This is a genomic window from Mycolicibacterium arcueilense, from assembly GCF_058536225.1.
In genome coordinates this window covers 692711-713005 of sequence record NZ_JBZTYL010000007.1, presented here as the reverse complement: position 1 = coordinate 713005, position 20295 = coordinate 692711, and the positions used below count along the sequence as shown (strand labels likewise).

Sequence of the window (20295 nt, the reverse complement as noted above, 5' to 3'; positions counted from 1 at the left end):
AGTCGACGGCATCGGTGTCCGAACCATCTCACCGCCCCGCCCGACTGCTCGGTGCCGCACTCTGGGCCATGCGCACCAGCGGCGAATCCGCAGCCACGATCCGGTCGAGGACCGCAGTAATCACCTCGGGGTCGAAGGTGCTTGCGTAATACGACGCGGTGAGATGCAGTTCGGAGCCGACGCGGTTGATGGCCAACGAGATCTGGTTCGAGTAGCGCACGGGTGCCTTACGGACGAAGTGGTGTCCGTTCGGCGTGGTCGCCCAGGAAATCTTGCTGCCTGCAGCGGAGTTGGCGTGGTCCGTCACGACGATCCGGGCCCGTCGGCTGTTGGTCTGCCAACGGGGAAGGTCTGCCGGACGGGTCCGGAGCCGCGCGGCATATGCCATGCCGTACCGGACCAGGGCTCGACACCCGTGCGTGTACTCGCTGATCGCGCCGGCCACCAGGGCCGGATCGTAAGGTGGCGCAATCTGTATGGGCGCGATGCCGACGAAATTCGCCAAGGTGCCCGCCCCGGGCGGGAGATACCGGCCCAGGTCGACCAGGAGGCCGACCTCGTCTTCCGGCGTTATTCCGTGGCTGCGCAGTCCGTCCAGAAAGGCCGAGAGGATGATCGCCGACAGCGGTGCGCGTGGCAGGCAGATGTCACGGTTCGTCCGCACCCCTTCCAAAAAGCCGGGTCGGCTTCGGGCGTAGGCCAACGATTCCCGCCCATCGAATTGCCCGGCGGGAACCACGGCGGCGCTGCGGCGCAGCGGTTCGTCCAGTGCCCGCAACAGTCGCGCGGGTTCTTTGCGCAGAGTGTGGGCAAAGGCACGCAGGCCGGAATTGCGGGTCGTCGCCACGGGTGCGGGTTCACTGAACCCCCGACCTTCTGAGCCGGCCGCCGCAATCACCTCGCTGAACAGCCGTCCGCCGCCAAGACCGTGGTCGAAGTTCAGAAACAGCCATCGATCGGCGACGTGGACGTGCACGGTAGCCGGCGGAACCGCCGGTCCACCGGCCAGCAGGTCGAGCATCGCCCGGGCGGGGTCAGCCATATCCGGGGCCGGGCCGCTGGTCAGCACCACCCCGTCGCACGCCGGATCGAATTCCCAGTGCCGCGTCCTGCGGCTCGGACGCAAGCCCAGGCGGTTCTGCGGTCCCGCCGCAGCGATGGTCTGCAGCCGCGCTTTGAGCAGGTCCGGCGGGAGCACCCGCTCCAGCGGGCCGACCAGATAGGTGGCCGGCTGTCCGGCGTAAAAGCAGTCGTTGCGACTCACCCGAGTATTCATGCCGGTAGTCCTCGGACTGCGGAAGCCAGGTCGCTCACCCACTTCTCATACTGCGCAACCGCGTTGGCCGCGCCGAGGCGATCGCGGGCATATCGCGCCCCGCAGGAGCCGAATCGCTGCCGGGTCTGCTCGTCGCCGGCGAGCTGCCGCACCGACTCGACGAGGGCTTCTGGATCACCCGGCGGAATGACAAGTCCGGCTCCGGATGCGCGAAGTTCTTCGGCGCTGCCGCTGGTCGGCTCTGTGGCGGCGATAATCGGCTTGTCCGCAGCGAAGTACGACGTCAGCTTGCTCGGAACGGCCATCTCGCCCACTCCGGGACGCTCGTTGACGAGCAGGATGTCGGCGGCAGCCAGCGCCGCGCGAAACTCGCCGTCAGACAACGGGTCGATCAGTTGCACGGCCTCGGCGTCCCGGGCGACGGCCTCCAGCATGCGACGCTGGTTACCGTCGCCGATCAGGACAAAGCGGATGTCACGGTCGTCCGCGCCCGCGGCTCCGACGAGTTTCGCTGCGGCAACGACGTTTTCAAGGCCCTGCTTCACACCCATATTGCCGGTGTGCATCACGATGGTTTCGTTCGGCTGCCAACCGTACTTCTCTCGCACTGCCGACGGTGCGCTCGCAGGAGCAGCGTCGTCGATATGGGTCCAATTTCGGATCACAGCCAGATCGTCACTGCGCACGCCGATCTCGGCCAGTGAATCGGCAAAGCGCGGGTGAATGACCGCGACGCCGGTCGCGGACCTCAGGACCGTCGATTCCAGCCGTTCGGTCGCCGCGGCGGAGCGGCCTCCGACCGCCCCGGTTTCCACCACGCCCTTGCTGTACACGTCCTGCACGATGACCCCGACCGGGATCGTCGACAACCGGGCCCGCGCCACCACGGGAGCGGCGGACAGCAGCGCGGGACTCACGGTGAGCACCACGTCTGGGTCATCCCACTTATGGCGGGCCACAGCAGATCCGAAGCTGGCCTCCATCCGGATTCGGCCCAGTGTGCTCTGCTCGTCGGGCACGTAGTGGCCGACGCGGTGCACGGTCACGCCTCGCAGCATCTCGGTACAACGGCGCACGTCACGGTACTCCTCGGCGACACGCCACTGGGGGTAGTGCGGCAACCCGGTGATCACGGTGACGTCATGCCCACGCTCGGCGAGGCCTTCGGCAATGCCGGTGGTGTACGGGGCTATTCCGGTCACTTCCGGCGCGTAGTTGATACCGATGATCGTCACCCGCATGCGGCTCCCTTCGTCGGCCGTGGCGGAAACAGCGTGTCACCGGCCGGAACATCCTGGGAGACAAGAGTGGTCGCGGCGATGGTCGCGCCGTCACCGATCCGCACCCCCCGCAACACGGTTGCGCGGGCAGCCAGCCAGACCCGGTCACCGATCACGATGGGCCCATTGTCGAACTCGAATGTCGGACTCGACCGGTCGTGACTACCGGTGCACAGCAGAACCTCTTGGGATACACACGAATTCGATCCGATCGTGACATTCTCGAGGTTGAGAATCCACGCACCCTCACCGATCCATGCATACGCGCCCACGTCCAGCTTCCACGGCCAGTGGATCCTGACATCGTGGCGAATGAGCGCGCCGACCCCGATTCTGGCGCCGAATGCCCGCAAGATGGCAATCCGCGCCCGGTTCGGCATCCACCACCGGAACAGAACGGATCGCGAAACCAGCAGCCACATGATCTGCACTGGCAGACTCCGGCCGCGGTCATAGCCCGTCCCGGCGAAGCCGGAGAGCGCAAATCGATTGCCGGTAGAGGGCAGTTCGGTCGATGACGTTGATGACATTGATGAACTTGGCGCGATCAGGTGAGCTCCCGTCCCCTTGACGGCACACGGAGGTCCACGACAACAATTGCGCAATTACGCGACATCACGATGTTCGCTTGTCGGACGTCCCCCGGCGCCGTACCGGCATTTTCATCACGATCCTGGTCGCTGGTCCAGGCCATGGGCACCCAGCGTTCGCAACGCTGGCGTGACGCCCCGACCATACGCAACCACAAGCGATCTCGCACCCGCCACCTGTCACAGCGTGGATCAGCCCGATCAGACCAACGCCCTGATCAGCCCCGAATCAGCTGTGCCCACATGGATATCCGACATCACCTCATCTCTCTGCCTCCGTGATACGCCCCACAAACTGTCGTAGCGGTAAACGCGCAAGCGGTCCGGCATCAGTAGATTCGGCAGTACCGACCGACGATGTCCGCCATGGCTCCCCTGGCGGAGAAAGGCGTATCGATGCTGGAAATGCTTTGCTGGCTTCTCCTTCCACCGTCGTCGTTCAAGAACCGTGTACTCAGGCTGTTCGGTCATCGAATCGCCGGCACCGCCAGGATCGGTCCGACCCTTGTCCGCAACGTCGGGCGATTCGAGCTGGGCGAAGGCGCTCGGATCGGAGCATTCAACGTGGTCCGCGGACTGGGGTTGGTCCGTTTCGACGACTACGCGGCGATGGAATCGTGGAATTGGATTTCGGCGCACCCCATCTTCCAGCAACTCGACGCGCGGGCCGGGACGTTGTACCTCGGCTACGGCGCGAAGCTGGGCAGCAGGCACTACGCCGACTGTTCCGGCACCATCGTCCTTCGCGAATACGCCGCGGTCGGCGGCAACCGGTGCCTCCTGCAGACCCACGAGCCCGACTTCGCCCACAAGCGACAAACAGTCGGCCGAATAACCGTCGGACACCACTCACTGGTCGGCAGCCGAGCCGTGATGCTGAAGGACAGCCACCTTCCCGATCAGTCGCTTCTGGCCGCCAATTCGACCATGACCCGCGGATCGACAGCTGAGTCGAAGCGCGGTCTGTACGCGGGGTCCCCGGCCACGTGGAAGCGGGAGACCCAGGGTGAGTACTTCGACCGCGACACGCTCAGCATGACCGAACATGTGATCGACAGCCCCATGGGAGTGCTGCCCGAGGACCGTGCGCTCGACACCGAACTGTTCGGTCGCTGACCGGCCTTCACACACCGAGAACCCATTTGCCCAAGCCTGGACACATCTCAGACCGGACCGAACGTGACGCGCGCCACGCCCACCTCTCTTAGACCAGTCTTAGGGTTACCGATAGCATCGTGACCCATGACGAGCGTTACCGAGCCGTCCGCCGAGCACCAGGTGGACATCCACACCACTGCAGGCAAGCTGGCTGATCTCAAGAAGCGGGCCGAGGAGACGCTGCATCCCGTCGGCGAAGAAGCCGTGGAGAAGGTGCACGCCAAGGGCAAGCTGACGGCCCGAGAGCGCATCCTCGCACTGCTCGACGAAGGATCGTTCGTCGAACTCGACGCGCTCGCCAAGCACCGCAGCACCAACTTCGGCCTGGAGAACAACCGGCCGCTCGGTGACGGTGTGATCACCGGCTACGGCACCATCGACGGCCGCGACGTCTGCATCTTCAGCCAGGACGCCACCGTCTTCGGCGGCAGCCTCGGCGAGGTCTACGGCGAGAAGATCGTCAAGGTCCAGGAGCTGGCCATCAAGACCGGCCGCCCGCTGATCGGCATCAACGACGGCGCCGGCGCCCGCATCCAGGAGGGTGTGGTCTCCCTCGGCCTGTACAGCCGGATCTTCCACAACAACATCAAGGCCTCGGGTGTCATCCCGCAGATCTCGCTGATCATGGGCGCGGCGGCCGGTGGCCACGTGTACTCCCCCGCGCTGACCGACTTCATCGTCATGGTCGATCAGACCAGCCAGATGTTCATCACCGGCCCGGACGTCATCAAGACCGTCACCGGCGAGGACGTCACCATGGAGGAGCTGGGCGGCGCCCACACCCACATGGCCAAGTCGGGTACCGCGCACTACGTCGCCTCCGGTGAGCAGGACGCCTTCGAGTACGTCCGCGATCTGCTGAGCTACCTGCCCCCGAACAACTACGCCGAGCCGCCGCACTACCCGGTGGCCCCGGCACAGGGCTCGATCGAGGAGACCCTGACCGACGAGGACATCGAGCTCGACACGCTGATCCCGGATTCTCCGAATCAGCCGTACGACATGCACGAGGTCATCACCCGCATCCTCGACGACGACGAGTTCCTCGAGGTGCAGGCCGGGTACGCCGGCAACATCGTGGTCGGCTTCGGCCGGGTCGACGGTCGCCCGGTGGGCATCGTGGCCAACCAGCCCACCCAGTTCGCCGGCTGCCTCGACATCAACGCCTCGGAGAAGGCCGCCCGGTTCATCCGGACGTGCGACTGCTTCAACATCCCGATCGTCCTGCTGGTCGACGTCCCGGGCTTCCTGCCCGGCACGGACCAGGAGTACAACGGCATCATCCGCCGCGGCGCCAAGCTGCTCTACGCCTACGGTGAGGCCACGGTCGCCAAGGTCACCGTCATCACCCGCAAGTCCTACGGTGGCGCGTACTGCGTGATGGGCTCGAAGGACATGGGCGCCGACGTGGTCGTGGCCTGGCCGACGGCCCAGATCGCCGTGATGGGTGCCTCGGGCGCGGTGGGCTTCGTCTACCGCTCGCAGCTCAAACAGGCGGCGCAGGACGGCCAAGATGTTGATGCGCTGCGCCTGGAACTGCAGCAGACCTACGAGGACACTCTGGTCAACCCGTACATCGCGGCGGAGCGCGGTTACGTCGACGCGGTCATCCCGCCGTCGCACACCCGCGGCTACGTGGCCAATGCGCTGCGACTGCTGGAGCGCAAGATCATCCAGATGCCGCCGAAGAAGCACGGAAACATCCCACTGTGAGCGGGGCGAACGGTTCAGCTCCTGTGAGCGAGGCGACTGTGGCTGACGAAACCGCGACCGAAGAGGCGCAGACCCACCAGAAGGCCGACCACGAGGCACACATCAAGGTGCTGCGTGGTCAGCCCACCGATGAGGAGATGGCCGCGCTGATGGCCGTCCTCGGCACTGCGGGCGGCGGCGACACCGGCCCTGTGCTGCGGGATCGCAATCTGTGGGGCCACCCGGTGGACAAGCTGCGCTACTCGATCTTCAGCTGGCAGCGGGTGACGCTGCTGGAGCGCACCCACATGCGGCGCTAGTGGATAGCTGAATGACCCGGGTCGTCCTGGGTTCGGCATCGACAGGCCGGCTTGGCGTTCTGCGCCAGGCCGGCCTCGATCCGTTGGTGGTGGTGTCAGGCGTCGACGAGGACGCCGTCATCGCATCATTGGCCGATGCACCGCCCGAGCGCGTGGTGAGCGGCCTGGCCGCAGCCAAGGCAGACGAGGTGGCATCCCATGTTCCGGCCGCCATCGCCGCGGACTGCGTGGTCATCGGTTGTGACTCGATGCTGTTTCTCGACGGACGCTTGTGCGGCAAGCCCGGGGACGTCGATACCGCGCGGCAGCAATGGCAGGCCATGGCGGGCCGGACGGCCCAGCTGTACTCCGGTCATGCCGTACTCGTGGTCCGCGACGGCACCGTCACCCACCGGCTGGCCGATACCGGTATCACCGCAGTGCATTTCGGCTCGCCGACCGACGCCGATCTTGAGGCGTACCTCAAAAGCGGCGAACCACTCGGTGTCGCAGGCGGTTTCACGCTCGACGGGCTGGGTGGCTGGTTCATCGAAGGCATCGAAGGCGATCCGTCCAACGTGATCGGGCTGAGCCTCCCGCTGCTACGTCGGATGCTCGCCGAGTGTGGTCTGTCCGTCGCACGACTCTGGGAGGGTTCGGCGCAGCTCTGAAGGCCGAGGGGCGCCCTCACACCCACGGGCGTGAAACCCTCATGCCGGGCGTGCGACCCGCCTTCTTCTGGCCGTGCGAGCTGCGGCGATCCGCACGACCTCCTTCGACGCCCGACGGATCAGCTCCATCTCGACGCGCTCGACACGCAGGCGCCGGCCGGCCCCGATCGTCTTGGCTCCGGCGGTGAGCCGGTGCACCCACGCGTCGGGTTCGATCAACGCCGTCTCCCACGCCTGCGCGTCGCGCCAGTCGTCCAGGCCGACCGCGGTGGCCTCGCAGCGCAGGGCTGCGCCGAGTTCGCGGTCGAGAAGTTGGCGCACCGCATCGGCGCCCCGCCACGGATCGTTTATCAGCCAGGAATGGTAGGCACCGGGTATCCGGTACAGCGTCGCGTCGGCCTCATCCGCCAGTTCCACCGCGCACTCGAACGGCACTATGCCGTCACTTTCCCCGTGCAGCACCATCGTGGGGACCTCCCGAATCCCGCAACTTTCGCAGTAGGGAGCCGCATTTATCGGATCGCATCAAGGCGCGCGCGGCGCCGACGAAACCGGTGTGCGGCAGCATTTTGCCCATCGACACCGCGGTCAGCATTCGCAGGTACCGGTTGACGGCGGCTACCTTCATCCAGATCGGGTCGCGATACATGTCGGAGACGGCTCCGGCCACGGTGCGCATCATCAGCCGTGGTGACCGCATGGTCGTCTCAAGGGCGGCGTCGAACGACGCCCCTGCCGCAGCGTCGATGAGCAGCGCCGCAAGTACCCGGTCGGGCGCGATCGCGGCGAGTTGTATGACTATCCGGCCGCCCATCGAATGACCGGCGAGAACAGCACGCCGAATACCGAGTACATCGAGCGTACGCAAGACCAAATCAGTGCGGTCGTTCAATTCATCTGCCTCACAAGGCAAATCGACAGTGTCTCCGTGCCCGGCAACGTCGATCGCCACGACGAGAAATCCGAGTGCGGCGATACGGTTGAGCAATCGCAGGTAATGCCGGCGGTTGAGGCCGAGGCCGTGCAGGAAGACCATGGGCACGCCGTGGCCCCCGATCGAGACTCCGACCTGGAGGCCATCGTCGAGTTCGAGCACGTGATGCTCGAAGCGCACCCCTCGTCCCGCGAGATCGGTTGCCACCGCGTCCATCCCGGCTCCTTCGTTTTGGAAACGGGTATACCCCGGCGGGGCATTTGTAAACCCGATGGCAGGGAGCCGCCGGCACTGCGCCTGGCCGGGCGGCCTCATGTGTTGGGGCTCAATACAGTTCGGGGGCACGCCACCGTCTGCCGCCGACTTTCCGACGCCCACGGTTGCGCGGAGTGATCAAATTGCAACCTTTTCGCCTGGCGCCACGCCGCGTCGATGTCGCGAATAGTCTCAACTGTGGGTTGACACTGGGCCGATGCCAGTCGAAGAAACAATGTGGGATGTTCGTGTAGCACGCGACTTCGAGACCTGCGATCTGGAGCGGCTGCGCGCCGCATTCGCCGACATCATCTCCAAGCGCCTGTCTCCCGGCAAGCGTCTGCTGCGCGTGGTGACCTGGTCTCAGAACGGCGGCTCGCTCTTCCGCGCCAACAACGGCGTCCGCCGTTTCGCCGTGGCCTACGAGGTCGCGTTCACCGCGTGACTCACCGCCTGGGCGGCAAATCCACGCCGGTCACCGACACTGCCACATCGCGAATATCCGGACCGACGGTACGCTCATGGTGTGCCGCTGCCTGCTGATCCCAGCCCCACTCTTGCCGAGTACGCCCATCCGGAGCGCCTGGTCACCGCCGACTGGCTGGCCAGCAACCTGGGTCGGCCCGGCTTGGCCATCGTCGAATCCGACGAGGACGTCTTGCTCTACGACACCGGCCACATCCCCGGTGCGGTCAAGATCGACTGGCATCTCGACCTCAACGACCCCAATGTGCGCGACTACATCAACGGTGAACAGTTCGCCGAGCTGATGGACCGCAAGGGCATCAGCCGCGACGACACCGTCGTCATCTACGGCGACAAGAGCAACTGGTGGGCGGCCTACGCCCTGTGGGTGTTCACCCTGTTCGGGCACCCCGACGTGCGCCTGCTCGACGGCGGCCGCGACCTGTGGGTTTCCCACGGCCGCGACACCACGCTCGAGGTGCCCACCCGTCAGTCCAGCGGCTATCCGGTCGTGGAGCGCAACGACGCCCCGATCCGGGCCTACCGCAACGACGTGCTGGACATCCTCGGCAAGCAGCCGCTGATCGACGTCCGCTCGCCCCAGGAGTACACCGGCGAACGCACCCACATGCCCGACTACCCGGAAGAGGGCGCGCTTCGCGGCGGGCACATTCCGACGGCGAAGTCGATCCCCTGGGCCAAGGCGGCCCGGGACAGCGGTCAGTTCCGTAGTCGCGCCGAGCTCGAGGAGCTCTACGGTTTCCTCAAGCCCTCCGACGGCGTGACCCCGGAAACAGTCGTCTACTGCCGCATCGGTGAGCGCTCCAGCCACACGTGGTTCGTGTTGACCCACCTGCTAGGGCTGCCCGGGGTGCGCAACTACGACGGCTCGTGGACCGAGTGGGGCAACGCCGTGCGGGTCCCGGTGGCTGTCGGTCCCGATCCGGGCGAAGCTCCGTGACGATGCCGGCCGCCCTGGCCGAGGTCGTCTCCGACTTCCAGGAGGTGGCCGGCCAGGATAAGTTGCAGCTGTTGTTGGAGTTCGCCAACGAGCTGCCCCCTTTGCCGACTCATCTTGAGGAAGCGGCAATGGAGCCGGTGCCGGAATGCCAGTCCCCGTTGTTCCTCGACGTCGACGCGTCCGACCGGGACGAGGTGCGGCTGTACTTCAGCGCTCCCCCGGAGGCTCCGACGACGCGCGGCTTCGCCGCGATCCTGGCCACCGGTCTGGACGGCCAGTCCGCCGATGACATCTTGGCGGTGCCCGATGACTTCTACACCGCGCTGGGCCTGGCCGCGTTGATCAGCCCGCTGCGGCTTCGCGGTATGTCGGCGATGCTGACGCGAATCAAGCGGCGGCTGCGCGGCGCCTGAGCCGGCGAAGGCAGGTCAGCTCCGCGGCACCCGATTCCCCGGCGCCGCGCCGGAAACCTCGACACCGGCCTCGTTCGATACCGGACCGTCAGTGACAATCGTTGTGCTATCGGTGATTTCACCCCACCGACTGGTTTTAACCCGCACTTGCGAACCTCCGGCCCGGCACTGCGCATCGTCCGTGGCGGGGTACCGGCCGGCCTCGGACCAACGCAGCCGCACGTTGACCGTCACAGTGGGCGTACCGAGGCCGGACACCGTGGGCACCGCCTGACAGCCCCCGGACCGACTGCTCGACGAAATGCCGTCCTCGACCTGGACGCCCTTCGGGACGAGATACGACACCTCCAGGAATTGCGCGTCCTTGTGGATGCCGCCGGATCCGGCCGCGATGGCGTAACCCACGATCGGCAGCGCTCCGCGGTCGGAAACGAGCGGAACGGAGCCGTCCGCATTGGGCACCTCGGCGAGTTCGGGAACGACATTGCCGACCGCTGCAGCCACCCCGTTGCCGTCTTCCGTCAGGATCGGTCCGCTGGTGGTGATCACCGGCGCCGTGGCCGGGAACGGGCCCAGGGAGACCTTTTCCAGCTTGGCCCCGTTGCCGATCCGACAAGAATCGTTCTGGTCCATATCGCCGAGGCGCTCCGGGGCCCAGGAGAGGCCGATCGTCACGTCGAGGCGCCCGTCGTCACCGGGAGTCTTCGTCGGGACCGACGCGCACGGGTAGGTGAACCGCTCCGACATGGTCCGGATGTAGTCCGGCACCGACCGGGACGACGCCGTGTAATACAAGTCGACCGAGACGCCCACGGGCACGTACCTGGCTATATAGCCGATCACCGGCAGCAGACCGCGTGTCTCGGGTTGTGGCACCACGAAGGCCGCCTCAGCCGCCTGCTGCTGCGCCTGCGCCTCGCGGCGGTCCTTCCGTTGGAAGTCACTGTGAATGACTGACCAGCCCACGAACAGCGCGAGAAGGATCACGAACACGCCGCCCGCCCGCGTCAACCCGTAAGCCGTGTCGCTCGGTTCGTTGGCCTCGGGATGGCGGAACTTCCAGGACTGCGTGGCCCACCAGATGCCCCGCGGTGCCGCCGCCATCACGCCGCCCACCAACACGCCCACGACAATCACAAAAATCCCCGCACCCACGGACCAACAGTAATAGCGTCGGGCTGTCGGTCGACTCGGTATTTCAGCCCGTCAGCAGGACTGATGCGTTCACCGAGAAATCCACTGCGAAACCTACTCGCCGGTAACCGATACCGGTTTGGCGAGCGCCAAGGTGCGGCGCATAAACTGCCCGCGATAGATTCTTAAAGACGTTTCTTAGAGAACACTGCCGAGGAGGCACCGTGGCCAACCACGCCAGCTCAAAGATCTCCAAGGTGCTGGTCGCCAATCGCGGGGAGATCGCGGTCCGGGTGATCCGTGCCGCCAAAGACGCAGGACTGGCCAGCGTGGCCGTGTATGCCGAGCCTGACGCCGATGCACCACACGTACGGCTTGCCGATGAGGCTTTCGCCCTGGGCGGCCAGACCTCAGCCGAGTCCTACCTGGTCTTCGAGAAGATCCTGGACGCTGCCGCGAAGTCCGGCGCCAACGCCATCCACCCGGGTTACGGCTTCCTGTCGGAGAACGCCGACTTCGCCCAGGCCGTGCTCGATGCCGGGCTGATCTGGATCGGGCCCAGCCCGCAGTCGATCCGGGATCTCGGTGACAAGGTCACCGCGCGGCACATCGCCGCCAAGGCCAAGGCACCGCTGGTGCCGGGCACCCCGGACCCCGTCAAGGACGCCGACGAGGTCGTGGCGTTCGCCAAGGAGTACGGCGTGCCGGTCGCGATCAAGGCCGCCTTCGGCGGTGGCGGTCGCGGCATGAAAGTGGCCCGCACCCTCGAGGAGATCCCCGAACTGTTCGAGTCGGCGACCCGTGAGGCCGTCGCCGCGTTCGGTCGTGGTGAGTGCTTCGTCGAGCGCTACCTGGACAAGCCGCGCCACGTCGAAGCCCAGGTGATCGCCGATACCCACGGCAACGTCGTCGTCGCCGGTACCCGCGACTGCTCGCTGCAGCGCCGCTTCCAGAAGCTGGTCGAGGAGGCCCCGGCCCCCTTCCTGACCGATGCGCAGCGCAAGGAGATCCACGAGTCCGCCAAGCGCATCTGCAAGGAGGCCGGTTACTACGGTGCCGGCACCGTCGAGTACCTGGTCGGCCAGGACGGCCTGATCTCCTTCCTTGAGGTCAACACCCGCCTGCAGGTCGAACACCCGGTCACCGAGGAGACCTCGGGCATCGACCTGGTGCGCCAGCAGTTCAAGATCGCCAACGGCGACGCCCTGGACATCACCGAGGATCCGACGCCGCGCGGCCACTCGTTCGAGTTCCGCATCAACGGTGAGGATGCCGGCCGCGGCTTCCTGCCCGCCCCCGGCCCGGTCACCAAGTTCGAGGCCCCGACCGGCCCGGGCGTCCGGATGGACTCCGGTGTGGAGAGCGGCTCGGTCATCGGCGGTCAGTTCGACTCGATGCTGGCCAAGCTGATCGTCACCGGTGCCACCCGCGACGAGGCGCTGGACCGCTCCCGCCGCGCCCTGGCGGAGTTCAACGTCGAGGGCCTGGCCACCGTCATCCCGTTCCACCGGGCTGTGGTGTCCGACCCCGCCTTCATCGGCGACGAAGACGGTTTCACCGTCCACACCCGCTGGATCGAGACCGAGTGGGACAACACCGTCGAACCGTTCACCGGTGGCGACCCGATCGAGGAAGAGGACACCATTCCTCGCCAGACCGTGGTCGTCGAGGTCGGTGGGCGTCGCCTCGAGGTGTCGCTGCCCGGTGACCTGGCGCTCGGCGGAGGCGGCGGCGCTGCCCCCGGCGCGATCCGCAAGAAGCCCAAGGCCCGCAAGCGCGGCGCCAGCGGCGGCGCGGCAGCCTCGGGTGACTCGGTGACCGCGCCGATGCAGGGCACCGTGGTCAAGGTGGCCGTCGAGGAGGGCCAGGAGGTGGCCGCAGGCGACCTCGTGGTGGTTCTGGAGGCCATGAAGATGGAGAACCCGGTGACCGCCCACAAGGACGGCGTCATCACGGGGTTGGCCGTCGAGGCCGGTGCCGCCATCACCCAGGGCACCGTGATCGCCGAGATCAAGTAATTCTTCTCACGCCGAGTGGCCACTTGTGGCACGGATTCTGTTGAATCTTGTGCTGTAAGTGGCCACTCGGCATTTGTGCCGGCATGTGTGACAGCAGGGTGGAGGTCTTGTGGAACCTGTGGAGATCAACAACGGCCAGTGGTATCTGCGCGGGCTGCGCGCCGACGACCGTGTCGATGACCGGCCGGCGCTCACCGACCTGGGCGAGGACGACCTGGACTACGTGCACGACGCCACGGACGGTTGGGCCGATGACACCCGGTACACGTGGGCCGTCTGTGAACCGACCACCGGCGAACTGCTCGCGGAGGTCATCCTCGATCCCGTCACCGGATTCCTGAGCAGCCGAGGCCGGCCCGGATTCGAGGACGCCGCCGCGATCTCGGAGGACACCGTGCGGCGCTACGCGACGCAGGTGCTCGGGCTGGAGGTGCACACGTGACCGCCCCCAAAGTCGTCACGGTCACCGGCGCGGCAGGCCAGATCGGCTACGCCGCGCTGTTCCGCATCGGTGCCGGCGCCCTGCTGGGACGCGACGTGCCGGTGAAGCTACGCCTGCTGGAACTGCCCGCGGCGATCCGCGCGGCCGAGGGCGTGGTCATGGAGCTGGTCGACAGCGCCTTCGACGGGCTGGTCGACGTCGAGATCTACGACGACCCGGTGCGAGCATTCGACGGGGTCGACGTTGCGCTGCTGGTCGGGGCCAGGCCCCGCAGTAAAGGCATGGAACGCGCCGACCTGTTGGCGGCCAACGCCGCGATCTTCGCCGAGTCGGGCAAGGCCCTGAACTCCGGTGCCGCCGCCGACGTGCGCGTCGTGGTGGTCGGCAACCCGGCCAACACCAACGCGTTGGTGGCCGCGGCCCACGCCCCCGACATTCCGTCCGAGCGATTCACCGCGCTGACCCGCCTCGACCACAACCGCGCTGTCGCGGCTCTGGCCACCCACGCCGGTGTGCACGTCACCGACGTGTCCCGGGTGACCGTGTGGGGCAACCATTCCCCGAGCATGTACCCCGACATCTTCCACGCGGTGGTCGCCGGGCGGCCGGGTTCGGAGTACGCCGCTGACACCGCCTGGCTGACCGACGACTTCATCCCGACCGTGGCCACCCGCGGTACCGCGATCATCGAGGCTCGTGGCACCTCCTCGGCCGCGTCGGCCGCCAACGCCGCCATCGACCACGTCCGGGATTGGGTGGACGGCACCGATGCCGACGACTGGACCTCGGTGGCTCTGCCGTCCCCCGGCGTCTACGGGGTGCCTGAGGGCGTGGTCGCCTCGCTGCCGGTGCGTGCGGTCGACGGCGCATGGGAGATCGTGGAGGGCCTGGAGATCAACGACTTCTCCCGGGCCCGTATCGACGCGTCGGTGGCCGAGCTGCTCGACGAGCGTCACGCGGTCGAGCGACTGGGTCTGCTGTAGCGGTCAGCGTTCGTCGATGTCCAGACCGGTTGTCAGGTCACCGCATTCGACCGCGACGACGTCGTCGCGGCCGCCGAGAAATGCCCGGGCGCCCTGGTCGCCGTCCAGAGTGCCCGTGAGCTCAGAGAGGTGCCTGCGAGCCACGACGACGGGGTGGCCGGGACGGCCCTGGTAGATGGCGCGGGCCAGGCCGGAACCGGAGCCGCGCGCCGCAGCCAGGACCCGCGCAACGACGTCGTCCGCCACGTCCGGCGTGTCCACGGTGTGCAGGATGACCCATTCCGCGTCGCCCACGGCGGCGAGCCCTTCGCGGACCGACGCGCTCATGCCGTCGGCCCAGCGTGCGGCCACCACGGCGCGGGCGGGCGCAGGCACGTCCACCACGGCGGCGCCCAGTACCACGATCACGTCGTCGCACCCGCCGCCGGCGAGTGCGGCCACCGCATGCTGGAGCCAAACACCCTCTTCAGCAAGAACTTTCGGCATTCCGAAGCGACTGCCCGCGCCGGCGGCCAGCACCACCCCGGCAACGGCTGCGTCAGCGTTCGGCATGCGAACAGTCTGACCTTGAACTCTAAGAATCCACTCAGACAAATTGTCCGATGACCTTGATCGCGGTAGGGTCCAAGGCAGGTTGAGTTCACAGCCGCAGCGGGCGTCAACGGCATACGCGCGGGAACTCCCGTTGTTGTCGATTGACGCCGCACCAACAGTACGAATACGCGTATTACGACTGATGGAGCTAAGAATGACCGTCTTTTCGACGAACGCACTGATCGACCGGACCGACAATTCGCAGGCCGGGTTTTCGACCCGCCGACTGCCGCCGTCAACGGCGGTGATCAGCGCTCACGGCGAGATCGATGCCACCAACGCAAACGAGTTCGCCGACTACGCATTGCGACACGCCGACGAGTCCGAGCGGCTGGCCGTCGACTTGACAGAGGTCGAGTTCTTCGGCACCGCAGGGCTTTCCGCCCTCAAGGCCATCGAAGCGCGCTGCTCTGTCAGCGATATCGACTGGGTTCTGGTGCCGAGCAAGGCGGTAAACCGACTGCTCCGCATCTGCGACCCCGAGTCGGACTGGCACACGTGCTACAGCGTGGCCGCGGCCCTGTCCACGTTGAACGGCAAAACCCCGCTACTGCAACTGGTCACGAAGTCGCGCTAGCGATTTCGCCAGCAGCCTCGACACGTGCATCTGCGAGACACCGACCCGCTCGGCGATCTGCGTCTGCGTCATGGATTCGAAGAAGCGCAGCAGCAGTACCGTCCGTTCGCGCTCAGGTAGTTGAGCGAGCAACGGCCGCAACGTCTCTCGATTGTCGATTTGATCCAGGCCGTCGTCCAGGTCGCCGAGCGTGTCCACGATCGCGGGCGCATCCTCGTCTCCACCGCCACCGCTGTCGATCGAAAGGGTGTTGTACGAGCTGCCCGCCACCAGGCCTTCGATCACCTCTTCGCGGTCCATGTCGAGTTCCGCGGCGAGCTCAGAGGCCGTCGGCGCACGGCCCAGCCGCTGGGACAACTCCGCAGTCGCCGAGCCGAGCCGCAGGTGCAGTTCCTTGAGCCGCCGTGGCACCTTCACCGACCAGCTGTTGTCCCGGAAGTGGCGTCGGACCTCCCCCATGATCGTCGGCACTGCAAATGACACGAAGTCTGACCCGGCCTCGACGTCGAACCGGTTCACCGCGTTCACCAGTCCGACCCGTGCCACCTGGACCAGGTCCTCGCGCGGTTCACCGCGGCCGTCGAATCGCCGCGCGATGTGGTCGGCGAGGGGCAGGCACCGCGCGACGATCCGCTCACGTTGACGTTCACGGGCCGGCGAGTCCTCGGACAGTCCGCTGAGTTCGCGAAACATGTCGCGAACATCCGCATATTCCGACGTCACCGCAGCAGGCTCGCTCGCCTCGTCGTCAAGGTGATGCCGTGTACCTGCCCGGCCTCGGGGCCGTCACCGTCGGTGAACGTGGTGACCTCATCGGACAGGGAGCTCAATACGTGCCAACTGAAGCTGCCGGGCTCGACGACGGCAGGCTCCGTGCTCGTCGTGGAGGCGGTGATGACGACGGATTCTTCCTGGGGGTCGACGGTCAGTCGCAGCGTCGAATCCGGCGACGCGGCCCGGATCAAAGCCGTGCAGGCCTCGTCCACGGCCAACCGGAGGTCAGCGACGACGTCGAAATCAAGATCTTCGAATGCTGCTACCGCAGCGATAAGCGTACGTACTACAGCCAGGTTCTCCAGCCTGGCAGCGACCCGAATCTCCACTGACCGCTCCGCGCGGTTCAGCGGCTTGGGTTGGCCTTGTTCGTCGGCCATCTCACCTCCCGACATCTCGGATCGACAGTATCCCAGGTGGGGACCCGCCCCTCACGAGTCGGCTCTGCTGACCACAACGCGTCGCGATGTCGGTCTCGACTTCGACACTGCTGTTCCTTTCCTGCACCCTCACGCGGCCCCGCGTGGAACCTCCGGCCAGGGATGCCCATCGCGGCGCGACCTGAAACCTCTGACAAACGTGGGATTATCGAACGTATGGATCCGGACCGTCCCGAGCTGGATCAGCGCTGGGACCAGACCGCCCGGCATGAAACGGAAGCCGAACGGCTTGACCGTAACTGGAGCAGCCTGCTGCAGGAACTGCGGGTCGTTCAGACCGGTGTCCAGCTGCTCACCGGCCTGCTGCTGACTCTGCCGTTCCAGGAACGATTCCCGATGCTCGACGAGCCCATGCGGGTCGTCTATCTCGTGACGGTCGCATGTTCGGCCGCCGCCACCGCGCTGCTCGTCGCCCCGGTGGGGATGCATCGCATCCTGTTCCGCAGGCACCGGTTGAACCTGCTGGTGTCCGCCGCGCACAGGTGCGCATTCATCGGGCTGGTGTTGCTCGGGCTCGCGATGACCGGGGTGACCGAGTTGATCTTCGACACGGTTGCCGGGCGCGAGGCCGGAGTGATCGCCGGGGTCGTCGCCCTGCTGACGTTCGTCGGAGTCTGGCTGCTGCTGCCGTTTGCGATGCGGCTGGGTCATCCGATGTCGGCCGGACCCTCAGTCGAGTTCGGCGCGCAGCGCAGCCAATAGCGGCCGCGCCGCCTCGTCGAGAAAGCGCTGCTGTCCCTCATCACCGATCTGGACCAGGGCGATATCGGTGAACCCCGCGTCGCGGTAGGGGGCCACGGCGGCGACGATCGCGTCCAGGTCCGGTCCGCACGGGATGGCACCGGCCACGTCCTCGGGACGCACGAACCGGGTTGCCGCCGCGAATCCCGCCGGAGTCGGCAGGTCGGCGTTGACCGCCCAGCCACCGCCGAACCAGCGGAACTGGTCATGGGCGCGCTCCACCGCCGCGGCCCGGTCAGGATCCCAGCACACCGGTACCTGTCCGATCACGCGTCCCTCGGGCAGTACGCCGGTGGCCTGACGGCGCTCCTGCCACCCTTCGACGATCTCCCGGTCGGGTGCGACGTTGATCAGGTGATCGGCGGCCACGGCAAGCTTCTCGAGTGCTTTCTCACCCGTCATCGAGACGGCGATGGTCACCGGCACTTCCGGCACATCCCAGATCCGCGCGGAGTCCACCTCGTAGAACTCTCCCCGGAAATCGATCAGGTCCCCGCCGAGGAGTTCACGAATCAGCTTGATCGCCTCGGCGAGCATGTCGAGGCGACGGTCCACGGTGGGCCATCCCTTCCCCACCACGTGTTCGTTGAGGTTCTCCCCGCTGCCGAGACCGAGGGTGAACCGGCCGTCGGCCAGGATCTGCACGGTGGCTGCCTGCTGGGCGACTATCGCCGGGTGATATCTGATCGTCGGACAGGTCACATACGAATACAGCTGCACGGTATTCGTCGCGTGGGCCACCGCGCCCAACACCGGCCAGGCATTCGGGGCGTGGCCCTGACTGGACAGCCACGGGCTGTAGTGGTCACTGCTCACCTCGAAGTCGAAGCCCGCCCGCTCTGCCGATACCGCGTAATCGACCAGCTGTCGTGGGCCGCTCTGCTCGGTCATCAAGGTGTATCCGAATCTGGCCATGCCGCACGAATACCCGTGCAGAAGTTCATGAAACTGGGTATGCGAAGCCCATGACCGAATCACAGACTGTGCAGACACAGGACACCGGCAATCGCCGACTTCGGATCTCGACGACATGGGTACTGGCCCTGTTGACGGTGCCGGCGGCCATCGCGGTGTTCCTGTACGGCATGGGTGCGGTGATGGGCATGGCCGGCTGCACCAACGAGGCGTGCGCGAACAAGGGCCCGGGCGAATTCTGGTTCGGGATCCTGTTCTACGGCGCGCCGGTGGTGCCCGTGGTCACGATCGCCATATCGATATTCACCTCGCGGCTCCGGTACGGCGTTCTGGTCCCCCTCATCGGATTAGCACTTTTGGCAATCGATTTCGCGGTACTGGCACTCACATTCTGAGCCATAGCGCATCGCAAGACAGGGACCCGGCCGCACAGCGGCCGGGACGGTCGTCACAGGGCTCAGCTGCTGGGCCGCTGCCTCATCACGCCGGGATGGTCGGTGTACCAGCGGTCCTCGATGCGACGCACCCGCATGTGCTCGAGCGCCAGCCACATCGATCCGATGACAAACCCGGCGGCAGACAAGGTGCCCACCATCAGTCCGACATCGGAATGGCCGGTGGCGAACGCCGCCAGGGTGCCGACAAACAGGACCAACCCCACGAGGATCAGTACCAGCGCGGGCATGATGACGTTGTCCTTCATCGACTCGCCGGCATGCGGCCGGGTTGTCCGGGCGTGGTCAACTGGATCTTTTGGGCCATGCATGGCTGCTCCTTCCGCCATTTCTCGCCCCACCTGCCGTACATGGGCTGCCTTCCACGGTAGATCTCCTAGGCGTCTCTGGCGACAAAACCGGCATGATCGCCTCCCGCCGGCCCGCCTACCGCCCGAGAACGCCTTGAGCTGCGAAGACGGCCCGGCCGCGACGGTTGCGCCGTCGGCCGGGCCGTTCCTCAGTCAGCCAGCTCAGTGATTGCGGAGCATCCCGATCAGCTGATGCTTGTTCTTGTCGGAATACCCTTTGATACCAAGCTCTTTGGCCCGCTGTCGCAGATGATCGACCGTCCAGTCGTCATAGGAACCGGACTCGCCTCCGGCGCGTCCGACACTCGAACGCCCCTTGGCGGCAGCGGCGTTCGAGATCCGCGCCGCCTTCTCCTTCGAGTTGCCCTCGTCTCGCAGCTCCTCGTAGAGCTTCTCGTCCTTGATCGACGGATTCGGCATCGTGCACCTTCCTTTTCTCAGTACCAGCTTCGCCGCCCGGCAACCGGCCGTCCGATGGCCCCGAGCAGCCAGAACACGCCGCCGATGACCAGCAGGATCACGCCGACCACCCAGAGCAGGTAGATGTTGAAGATCAGACCGAGGATGAGCAGAATCGCTCCGAGCAGAATCATGGTGACCTCAATTCACGGCGGCGATGGAGGCCATCGCGCTGGGTTGGGGCAAACGGCACTCGTCCACCTTCGGATTGACGCCCGCGTAGTTGAGCGGACCGGCGATGACCGTGAGCGCTATCGCGCCCGCAGTCGCGCAGTTCGTTGATCCACCATGGAAATAATCGCGCTGCCAGGCTGCCACCACGCCGATGATCAGCCAGATGAGCACGAGTGTTCCAAACAATCCACCAAGTCTCATGACATGCGAAGTACCCCGCTGACGCGCGGGTCAAACTTGGGCAA

Annotated in this window: 27 protein-coding genes; 13 read left to right on the top strand and 14 right to left on the bottom strand. The window is 66.3% G+C overall.

Annotation, left to right across the window (positions count from 1 at the left end; translation table 11 throughout):
• Positions 1-28: 28 nt before the first annotated feature.
• From AC4LGL_RS07655 to AC4LGL_RS07645, 3 genes are read right to left on the bottom strand one after another with little or no spacing between them, the layout of a single operon-like run.
• Positions 29-1276, bottom strand: a complete 1248-nt coding sequence (locus tag AC4LGL_RS07655; protein WP_491838189.1) for a hypothetical protein — start codon at positions 1274-1276, stop codon at positions 29-31.
• The gene (locus AC4LGL_RS07650; RefSeq protein ID WP_491838188.1) at positions 1273-2517 is read right to left on the bottom strand and encodes a WcaI family glycosyltransferase; all 1245 of its coding nucleotides are present in this window, start codon (positions 2515-2517) and stop codon (positions 1273-1275) included. The genes AC4LGL_RS07655 and AC4LGL_RS07650 overlap by 4 nt, the downstream gene beginning before the upstream one ends.
• Positions 2508-3086 (bottom strand): DapH/DapD/GlmU-related protein, encoded by a 579-nt coding sequence (locus AC4LGL_RS07645; protein WP_491838187.1) that lies wholly within the window; start codon positions 3084-3086, stop codon positions 2508-2510. The genes AC4LGL_RS07650 and AC4LGL_RS07645 overlap by 10 nt, the downstream gene beginning before the upstream one ends.
• Positions 3087-3542: 456 nt before the next feature.
• On the opposite strand from AC4LGL_RS07645, the gene AC4LGL_RS07640 reads away from it, so the two are divergent.
• From AC4LGL_RS07640 to AC4LGL_RS07625, 4 genes are all read left to right on the top strand, one after another.
• Positions 3543-4262 (top strand): LbetaH domain-containing protein, encoded by a 720-nt coding sequence (locus tag AC4LGL_RS07640; RefSeq protein WP_491838186.1) that lies wholly within the window; start codon positions 3543-3545, stop codon positions 4260-4262.
• 126 nt (positions 4263-4388) lie between these two features.
• The gene (locus AC4LGL_RS07635) at positions 4389-6017 is read left to right on the top strand and encodes an acyl-CoA carboxylase subunit beta (RefSeq protein WP_491838185.1); all 1629 of its coding nucleotides are present in this window, start codon (positions 4389-4391) and stop codon (positions 6015-6017) included.
• Positions 6014-6316, top strand: coding sequence for an acyl-CoA carboxylase subunit epsilon (locus tag AC4LGL_RS07630; RefSeq protein ID WP_491838184.1), 303 nt, complete (start codon positions 6014-6016; stop codon positions 6314-6316). Before AC4LGL_RS07635 ends, AC4LGL_RS07630 begins: the two co-directional genes overlap by 4 nt.
• Positions 6317-6327: 11 nt before the next feature.
• Positions 6328-6966, top strand: a complete 639-nt coding sequence (locus tag AC4LGL_RS07625) for a Maf family protein (protein WP_491838183.1) — start codon at positions 6328-6330, stop codon at positions 6964-6966.
• 39 nt (positions 6967-7005) lie between these two features.
• Here the strand turns inward: AC4LGL_RS07625 and AC4LGL_RS07620 are convergent, their stop codons facing one another.
• Together AC4LGL_RS07620 and AC4LGL_RS07615 are read right to left on the bottom strand one after the other, a co-directional pair.
• The gene (locus AC4LGL_RS07620; RefSeq protein ID WP_491838182.1) at positions 7006-7401 is read right to left on the bottom strand and encodes a hypothetical protein; all 396 of its coding nucleotides are present in this window, start codon (positions 7399-7401) and stop codon (positions 7006-7008) included.
• 7 nt (positions 7402-7408) lie between these two features.
• Positions 7409-8116 carry an alpha/beta fold hydrolase gene (locus AC4LGL_RS07615; RefSeq protein WP_491838181.1) on the bottom strand — a complete coding sequence of 236 codons (708 nt, stop codon included), beginning with the start codon at positions 8114-8116 and terminating at the stop codon, positions 7409-7411.
• Positions 8117-8372: 256 nt separating this feature from the next.
• Here AC4LGL_RS07615 and AC4LGL_RS07610 point away from each other — a divergent pair, with 256 nt between their 5' ends.
• From AC4LGL_RS07610 to AC4LGL_RS07600, 3 genes are all read left to right on the top strand, one after another.
• Entirely contained in the window at positions 8373-8600 is a 228-nt protein-coding gene (locus AC4LGL_RS07610; RefSeq protein WP_231395893.1) for a hypothetical protein, read from the top strand.
• A gap of 81 nt (positions 8601-8681) precedes the next feature.
• Complete coding sequence (locus AC4LGL_RS07605) at positions 8682-9581, top strand: sulfurtransferase (protein WP_064928885.1); 900 nt, start codon at positions 8682-8684, stop codon at positions 9579-9581.
• Complete coding sequence (locus AC4LGL_RS07600) at positions 9578-9994, top strand: SufE family protein (protein WP_491838180.1); 417 nt, start codon at positions 9578-9580, stop codon at positions 9992-9994. Before AC4LGL_RS07605 ends, AC4LGL_RS07600 begins: the two co-directional genes overlap by 4 nt.
• A gap of 15 nt (positions 9995-10009) precedes the next feature.
• Here the strand turns inward: AC4LGL_RS07600 and AC4LGL_RS07595 are convergent, their stop codons facing one another.
• On the bottom strand, positions 10010-11149 hold the full coding sequence (locus AC4LGL_RS07595) for a DUF6199 family natural product biosynthesis protein (protein WP_491838179.1): 1140 nt from the start codon (positions 11147-11149) through the stop codon (positions 10010-10012).
• A 203-nt stretch (positions 11150-11352) separates the two neighbouring features.
• Between AC4LGL_RS07595 and AC4LGL_RS07590 the strand changes: the two genes are divergently transcribed.
• The 3 genes from AC4LGL_RS07590 (at position 11353) to AC4LGL_RS07580 (ending at position 14571) form a co-directional block, all read left to right on the top strand.
• Positions 11353-13146: an acetyl/propionyl/methylcrotonyl-CoA carboxylase subunit alpha gene (locus AC4LGL_RS07590; RefSeq protein ID WP_491838178.1), complete on the top strand. Its 1794-nt coding sequence runs from the start codon at positions 11353-11355 to the stop codon at positions 13144-13146.
• A gap of 109 nt (positions 13147-13255) precedes the next feature.
• Positions 13256-13588 (top strand): hypothetical protein, encoded by a 333-nt coding sequence (locus AC4LGL_RS07585; protein ID WP_409549560.1) that lies wholly within the window; start codon positions 13256-13258, stop codon positions 13586-13588.
• Complete coding sequence (locus tag AC4LGL_RS07580) at positions 13585-14571, top strand: malate dehydrogenase (RefSeq protein ID WP_491838177.1); 987 nt, start codon at positions 13585-13587, stop codon at positions 14569-14571. Before AC4LGL_RS07585 ends, AC4LGL_RS07580 begins: the two co-directional genes overlap by 4 nt.
• Positions 14572-14574: 3 nt before the next feature.
• On the opposite strand, the gene AC4LGL_RS07575 is transcribed toward AC4LGL_RS07580, so the two are convergent.
• Positions 14575-15123, bottom strand: a complete 549-nt coding sequence (locus AC4LGL_RS07575; RefSeq protein ID WP_491838176.1) for a nucleotidyltransferase family protein — start codon at positions 15121-15123, stop codon at positions 14575-14577.
• Between the two features lie 196 nt (positions 15124-15319).
• Here AC4LGL_RS07575 and AC4LGL_RS07570 point away from each other — a divergent pair, with 196 nt between their 5' ends.
• A complete protein-coding gene (locus AC4LGL_RS07570; protein WP_491838175.1) occupies positions 15320-15742 on the top strand; it encodes an STAS domain-containing protein in 423 nt (140 codons plus the stop codon).
• Here the strand turns inward: AC4LGL_RS07570 and AC4LGL_RS07565 are convergent.
• Positions 15713-16435 (bottom strand): RNA polymerase sigma factor SigF, encoded by a 723-nt coding sequence (locus tag AC4LGL_RS07565; RefSeq protein WP_491839296.1) that lies wholly within the window; start codon positions 16433-16435, stop codon positions 15713-15715. The genes AC4LGL_RS07570 and AC4LGL_RS07565 overlap by 30 nt on opposite strands.
• 26 nt (positions 16436-16461) lie before the next feature.
• Positions 16462-16896, bottom strand: coding sequence for an ATP-binding protein (locus tag AC4LGL_RS07560; protein WP_491838174.1), 435 nt, complete (start codon positions 16894-16896; stop codon positions 16462-16464).
• A gap of 216 nt (positions 16897-17112) precedes the next feature.
• On the opposite strand from AC4LGL_RS07560, the gene AC4LGL_RS07555 reads away from it, so the two are divergent.
• A complete protein-coding gene (locus tag AC4LGL_RS07555; protein ID WP_491838173.1) occupies positions 17113-17658 on the top strand; it encodes a DUF6328 family protein in 546 nt (181 codons plus the stop codon).
• On the opposite strand, the gene AC4LGL_RS07550 is transcribed toward AC4LGL_RS07555, so the two are convergent.
• Complete coding sequence (locus AC4LGL_RS07550; RefSeq protein WP_491838172.1) at positions 17626-18612, bottom strand: LLM class F420-dependent oxidoreductase; 987 nt, start codon at positions 18610-18612, stop codon at positions 17626-17628. The two genes, AC4LGL_RS07555 and AC4LGL_RS07550, sit on opposite strands and share 33 nt — an antisense overlap.
• A gap of 50 nt (positions 18613-18662) precedes the next feature.
• Here AC4LGL_RS07550 and AC4LGL_RS07545 point away from each other — a divergent pair, with 50 nt between their 5' ends.
• Positions 18663-19007, top strand: a complete 345-nt coding sequence (locus tag AC4LGL_RS07545) for a hypothetical protein (protein ID WP_491838171.1) — start codon at positions 18663-18665, stop codon at positions 19005-19007.
• 62 nt (positions 19008-19069) lie between these two features.
• On the opposite strand, the gene usfY is transcribed toward AC4LGL_RS07545, so the two are convergent.
• The 4 genes from usfY to AC4LGL_RS07525 form a co-directional block, all read right to left on the bottom strand.
• Positions 19070-19378: a protein UsfY gene (gene usfY / locus AC4LGL_RS07540; protein ID WP_055111866.1), complete on the bottom strand. Its 309-nt coding sequence runs from the start codon at positions 19376-19378 to the stop codon at positions 19070-19072.
• Positions 19379-19579: 201 nt separating this feature from the next.
• On the bottom strand, positions 19580-19837 hold the full coding sequence (locus AC4LGL_RS07535) for a DUF7218 family protein (protein ID WP_491838170.1): 258 nt from the start codon (positions 19835-19837) through the stop codon (positions 19580-19582).
• Between the two features lie 17 nt (positions 19838-19854).
• Positions 19855-20010: a hypothetical protein gene (locus AC4LGL_RS07530; protein ID WP_088304566.1), complete on the bottom strand. Its 156-nt coding sequence runs from the start codon at positions 20008-20010 to the stop codon at positions 19855-19857.
• Between the two features lie 7 nt (positions 20011-20017).
• Positions 20018-20251, bottom strand: coding sequence for a hypothetical protein (locus AC4LGL_RS07525; RefSeq protein WP_064928857.1), 234 nt, complete (start codon positions 20249-20251; stop codon positions 20018-20020).
• Positions 20252-20295: the final 44 nt, after the last annotated feature.

Bases quoted from the DNA above. Each gene is read 5' to 3' on its own strand.
- AC4LGL_RS07650 (WP_491838188.1), bottom strand. From the start codon at position 2,517: ATGCGGGTGACGATCATCGGTATCAACTACGCGCCGGAAGTGACCGGA.
- AC4LGL_RS07560 (WP_491838174.1), bottom strand. From the start codon at position 16,896: ATGGCCGACGAACAAGGCCAACCCAAGCCGCTGAACCGCGCGGAGCGG.
- AC4LGL_RS07635 (WP_491838185.1), top strand. From the start codon at position 4,389: ATGACGAGCGTTACCGAGCCGTCCGCCGAGCACCAGGTGGACATCCAC.
- AC4LGL_RS07610 (WP_231395893.1), top strand. From the start codon at position 8,373: ATGCCAGTCGAAGAAACAATGTGGGATGTTCGTGTAGCACGCGACTTC.
- AC4LGL_RS07555 (WP_491838173.1), top strand. From the start codon at position 17,113: ATGGATCCGGACCGTCCCGAGCTGGATCAGCGCTGGGACCAGACCGCC.
- AC4LGL_RS07525 (WP_064928857.1), bottom strand. From the start codon at position 20,251: ATGAGACTTGGTGGATTGTTTGGAACACTCGTGCTCATCTGGCTGATC.
- AC4LGL_RS07565 (WP_491839296.1), bottom strand. From the start codon at position 16,435: ATGTTTCGCGAACTCAGCGGACTGTCCGAGGACTCGCCGGCCCGTGAA.
- AC4LGL_RS07550 (WP_491838172.1), bottom strand. From the start codon at position 18,612: ATGGCCAGATTCGGATACACCTTGATGACCGAGCAGAGCGGCCCACGA.
- AC4LGL_RS07575 (WP_491838176.1), bottom strand. From the start codon at position 15,123: ATGCCGAACGCTGACGCAGCCGTTGCCGGGGTGGTGCTGGCCGCCGGC.
- AC4LGL_RS07535 (WP_491838170.1), bottom strand. From the start codon at position 19,837: ATGCCGAATCCGTCGATCAAGGACGAGAAGCTCTACGAGGAGCTGCGA.
- AC4LGL_RS07615 (WP_491838181.1), bottom strand. From the start codon at position 8,116: ATGGACGCGGTGGCAACCGATCTCGCGGGACGAGGGGTGCGCTTCGAG.
- AC4LGL_RS07625 (WP_491838183.1), top strand. From the start codon at position 6,328: ATGACCCGGGTCGTCCTGGGTTCGGCATCGACAGGCCGGCTTGGCGTT.
- AC4LGL_RS07545 (WP_491838171.1), top strand. From the start codon at position 18,663: ATGACCGAATCACAGACTGTGCAGACACAGGACACCGGCAATCGCCGA.
- AC4LGL_RS07655 (WP_491838189.1), bottom strand. From the start codon at position 1,276: ATGAATACTCGGGTGAGTCGCAACGACTGCTTTTACGCCGGACAGCCG.
- usfY (WP_055111866.1), bottom strand. From the start codon at position 19,378: ATGCATGGCCCAAAAGATCCAGTTGACCACGCCCGGACAACCCGGCCG.
- AC4LGL_RS07645 (WP_491838187.1), bottom strand. From the start codon at position 3,086: ATGTCATCAACGTCATCGACCGAACTGCCCTCTACCGGCAATCGATTT.
- AC4LGL_RS07530 (WP_088304566.1), bottom strand. From the start codon at position 20,010: ATGATTCTGCTCGGAGCGATTCTGCTCATCCTCGGTCTGATCTTCAAC.
- AC4LGL_RS07640 (WP_491838186.1), top strand. From the start codon at position 3,543: ATGCTGGAAATGCTTTGCTGGCTTCTCCTTCCACCGTCGTCGTTCAAG.
- AC4LGL_RS07570 (WP_491838175.1), top strand. From the start codon at position 15,320: ATGACCGTCTTTTCGACGAACGCACTGATCGACCGGACCGACAATTCG.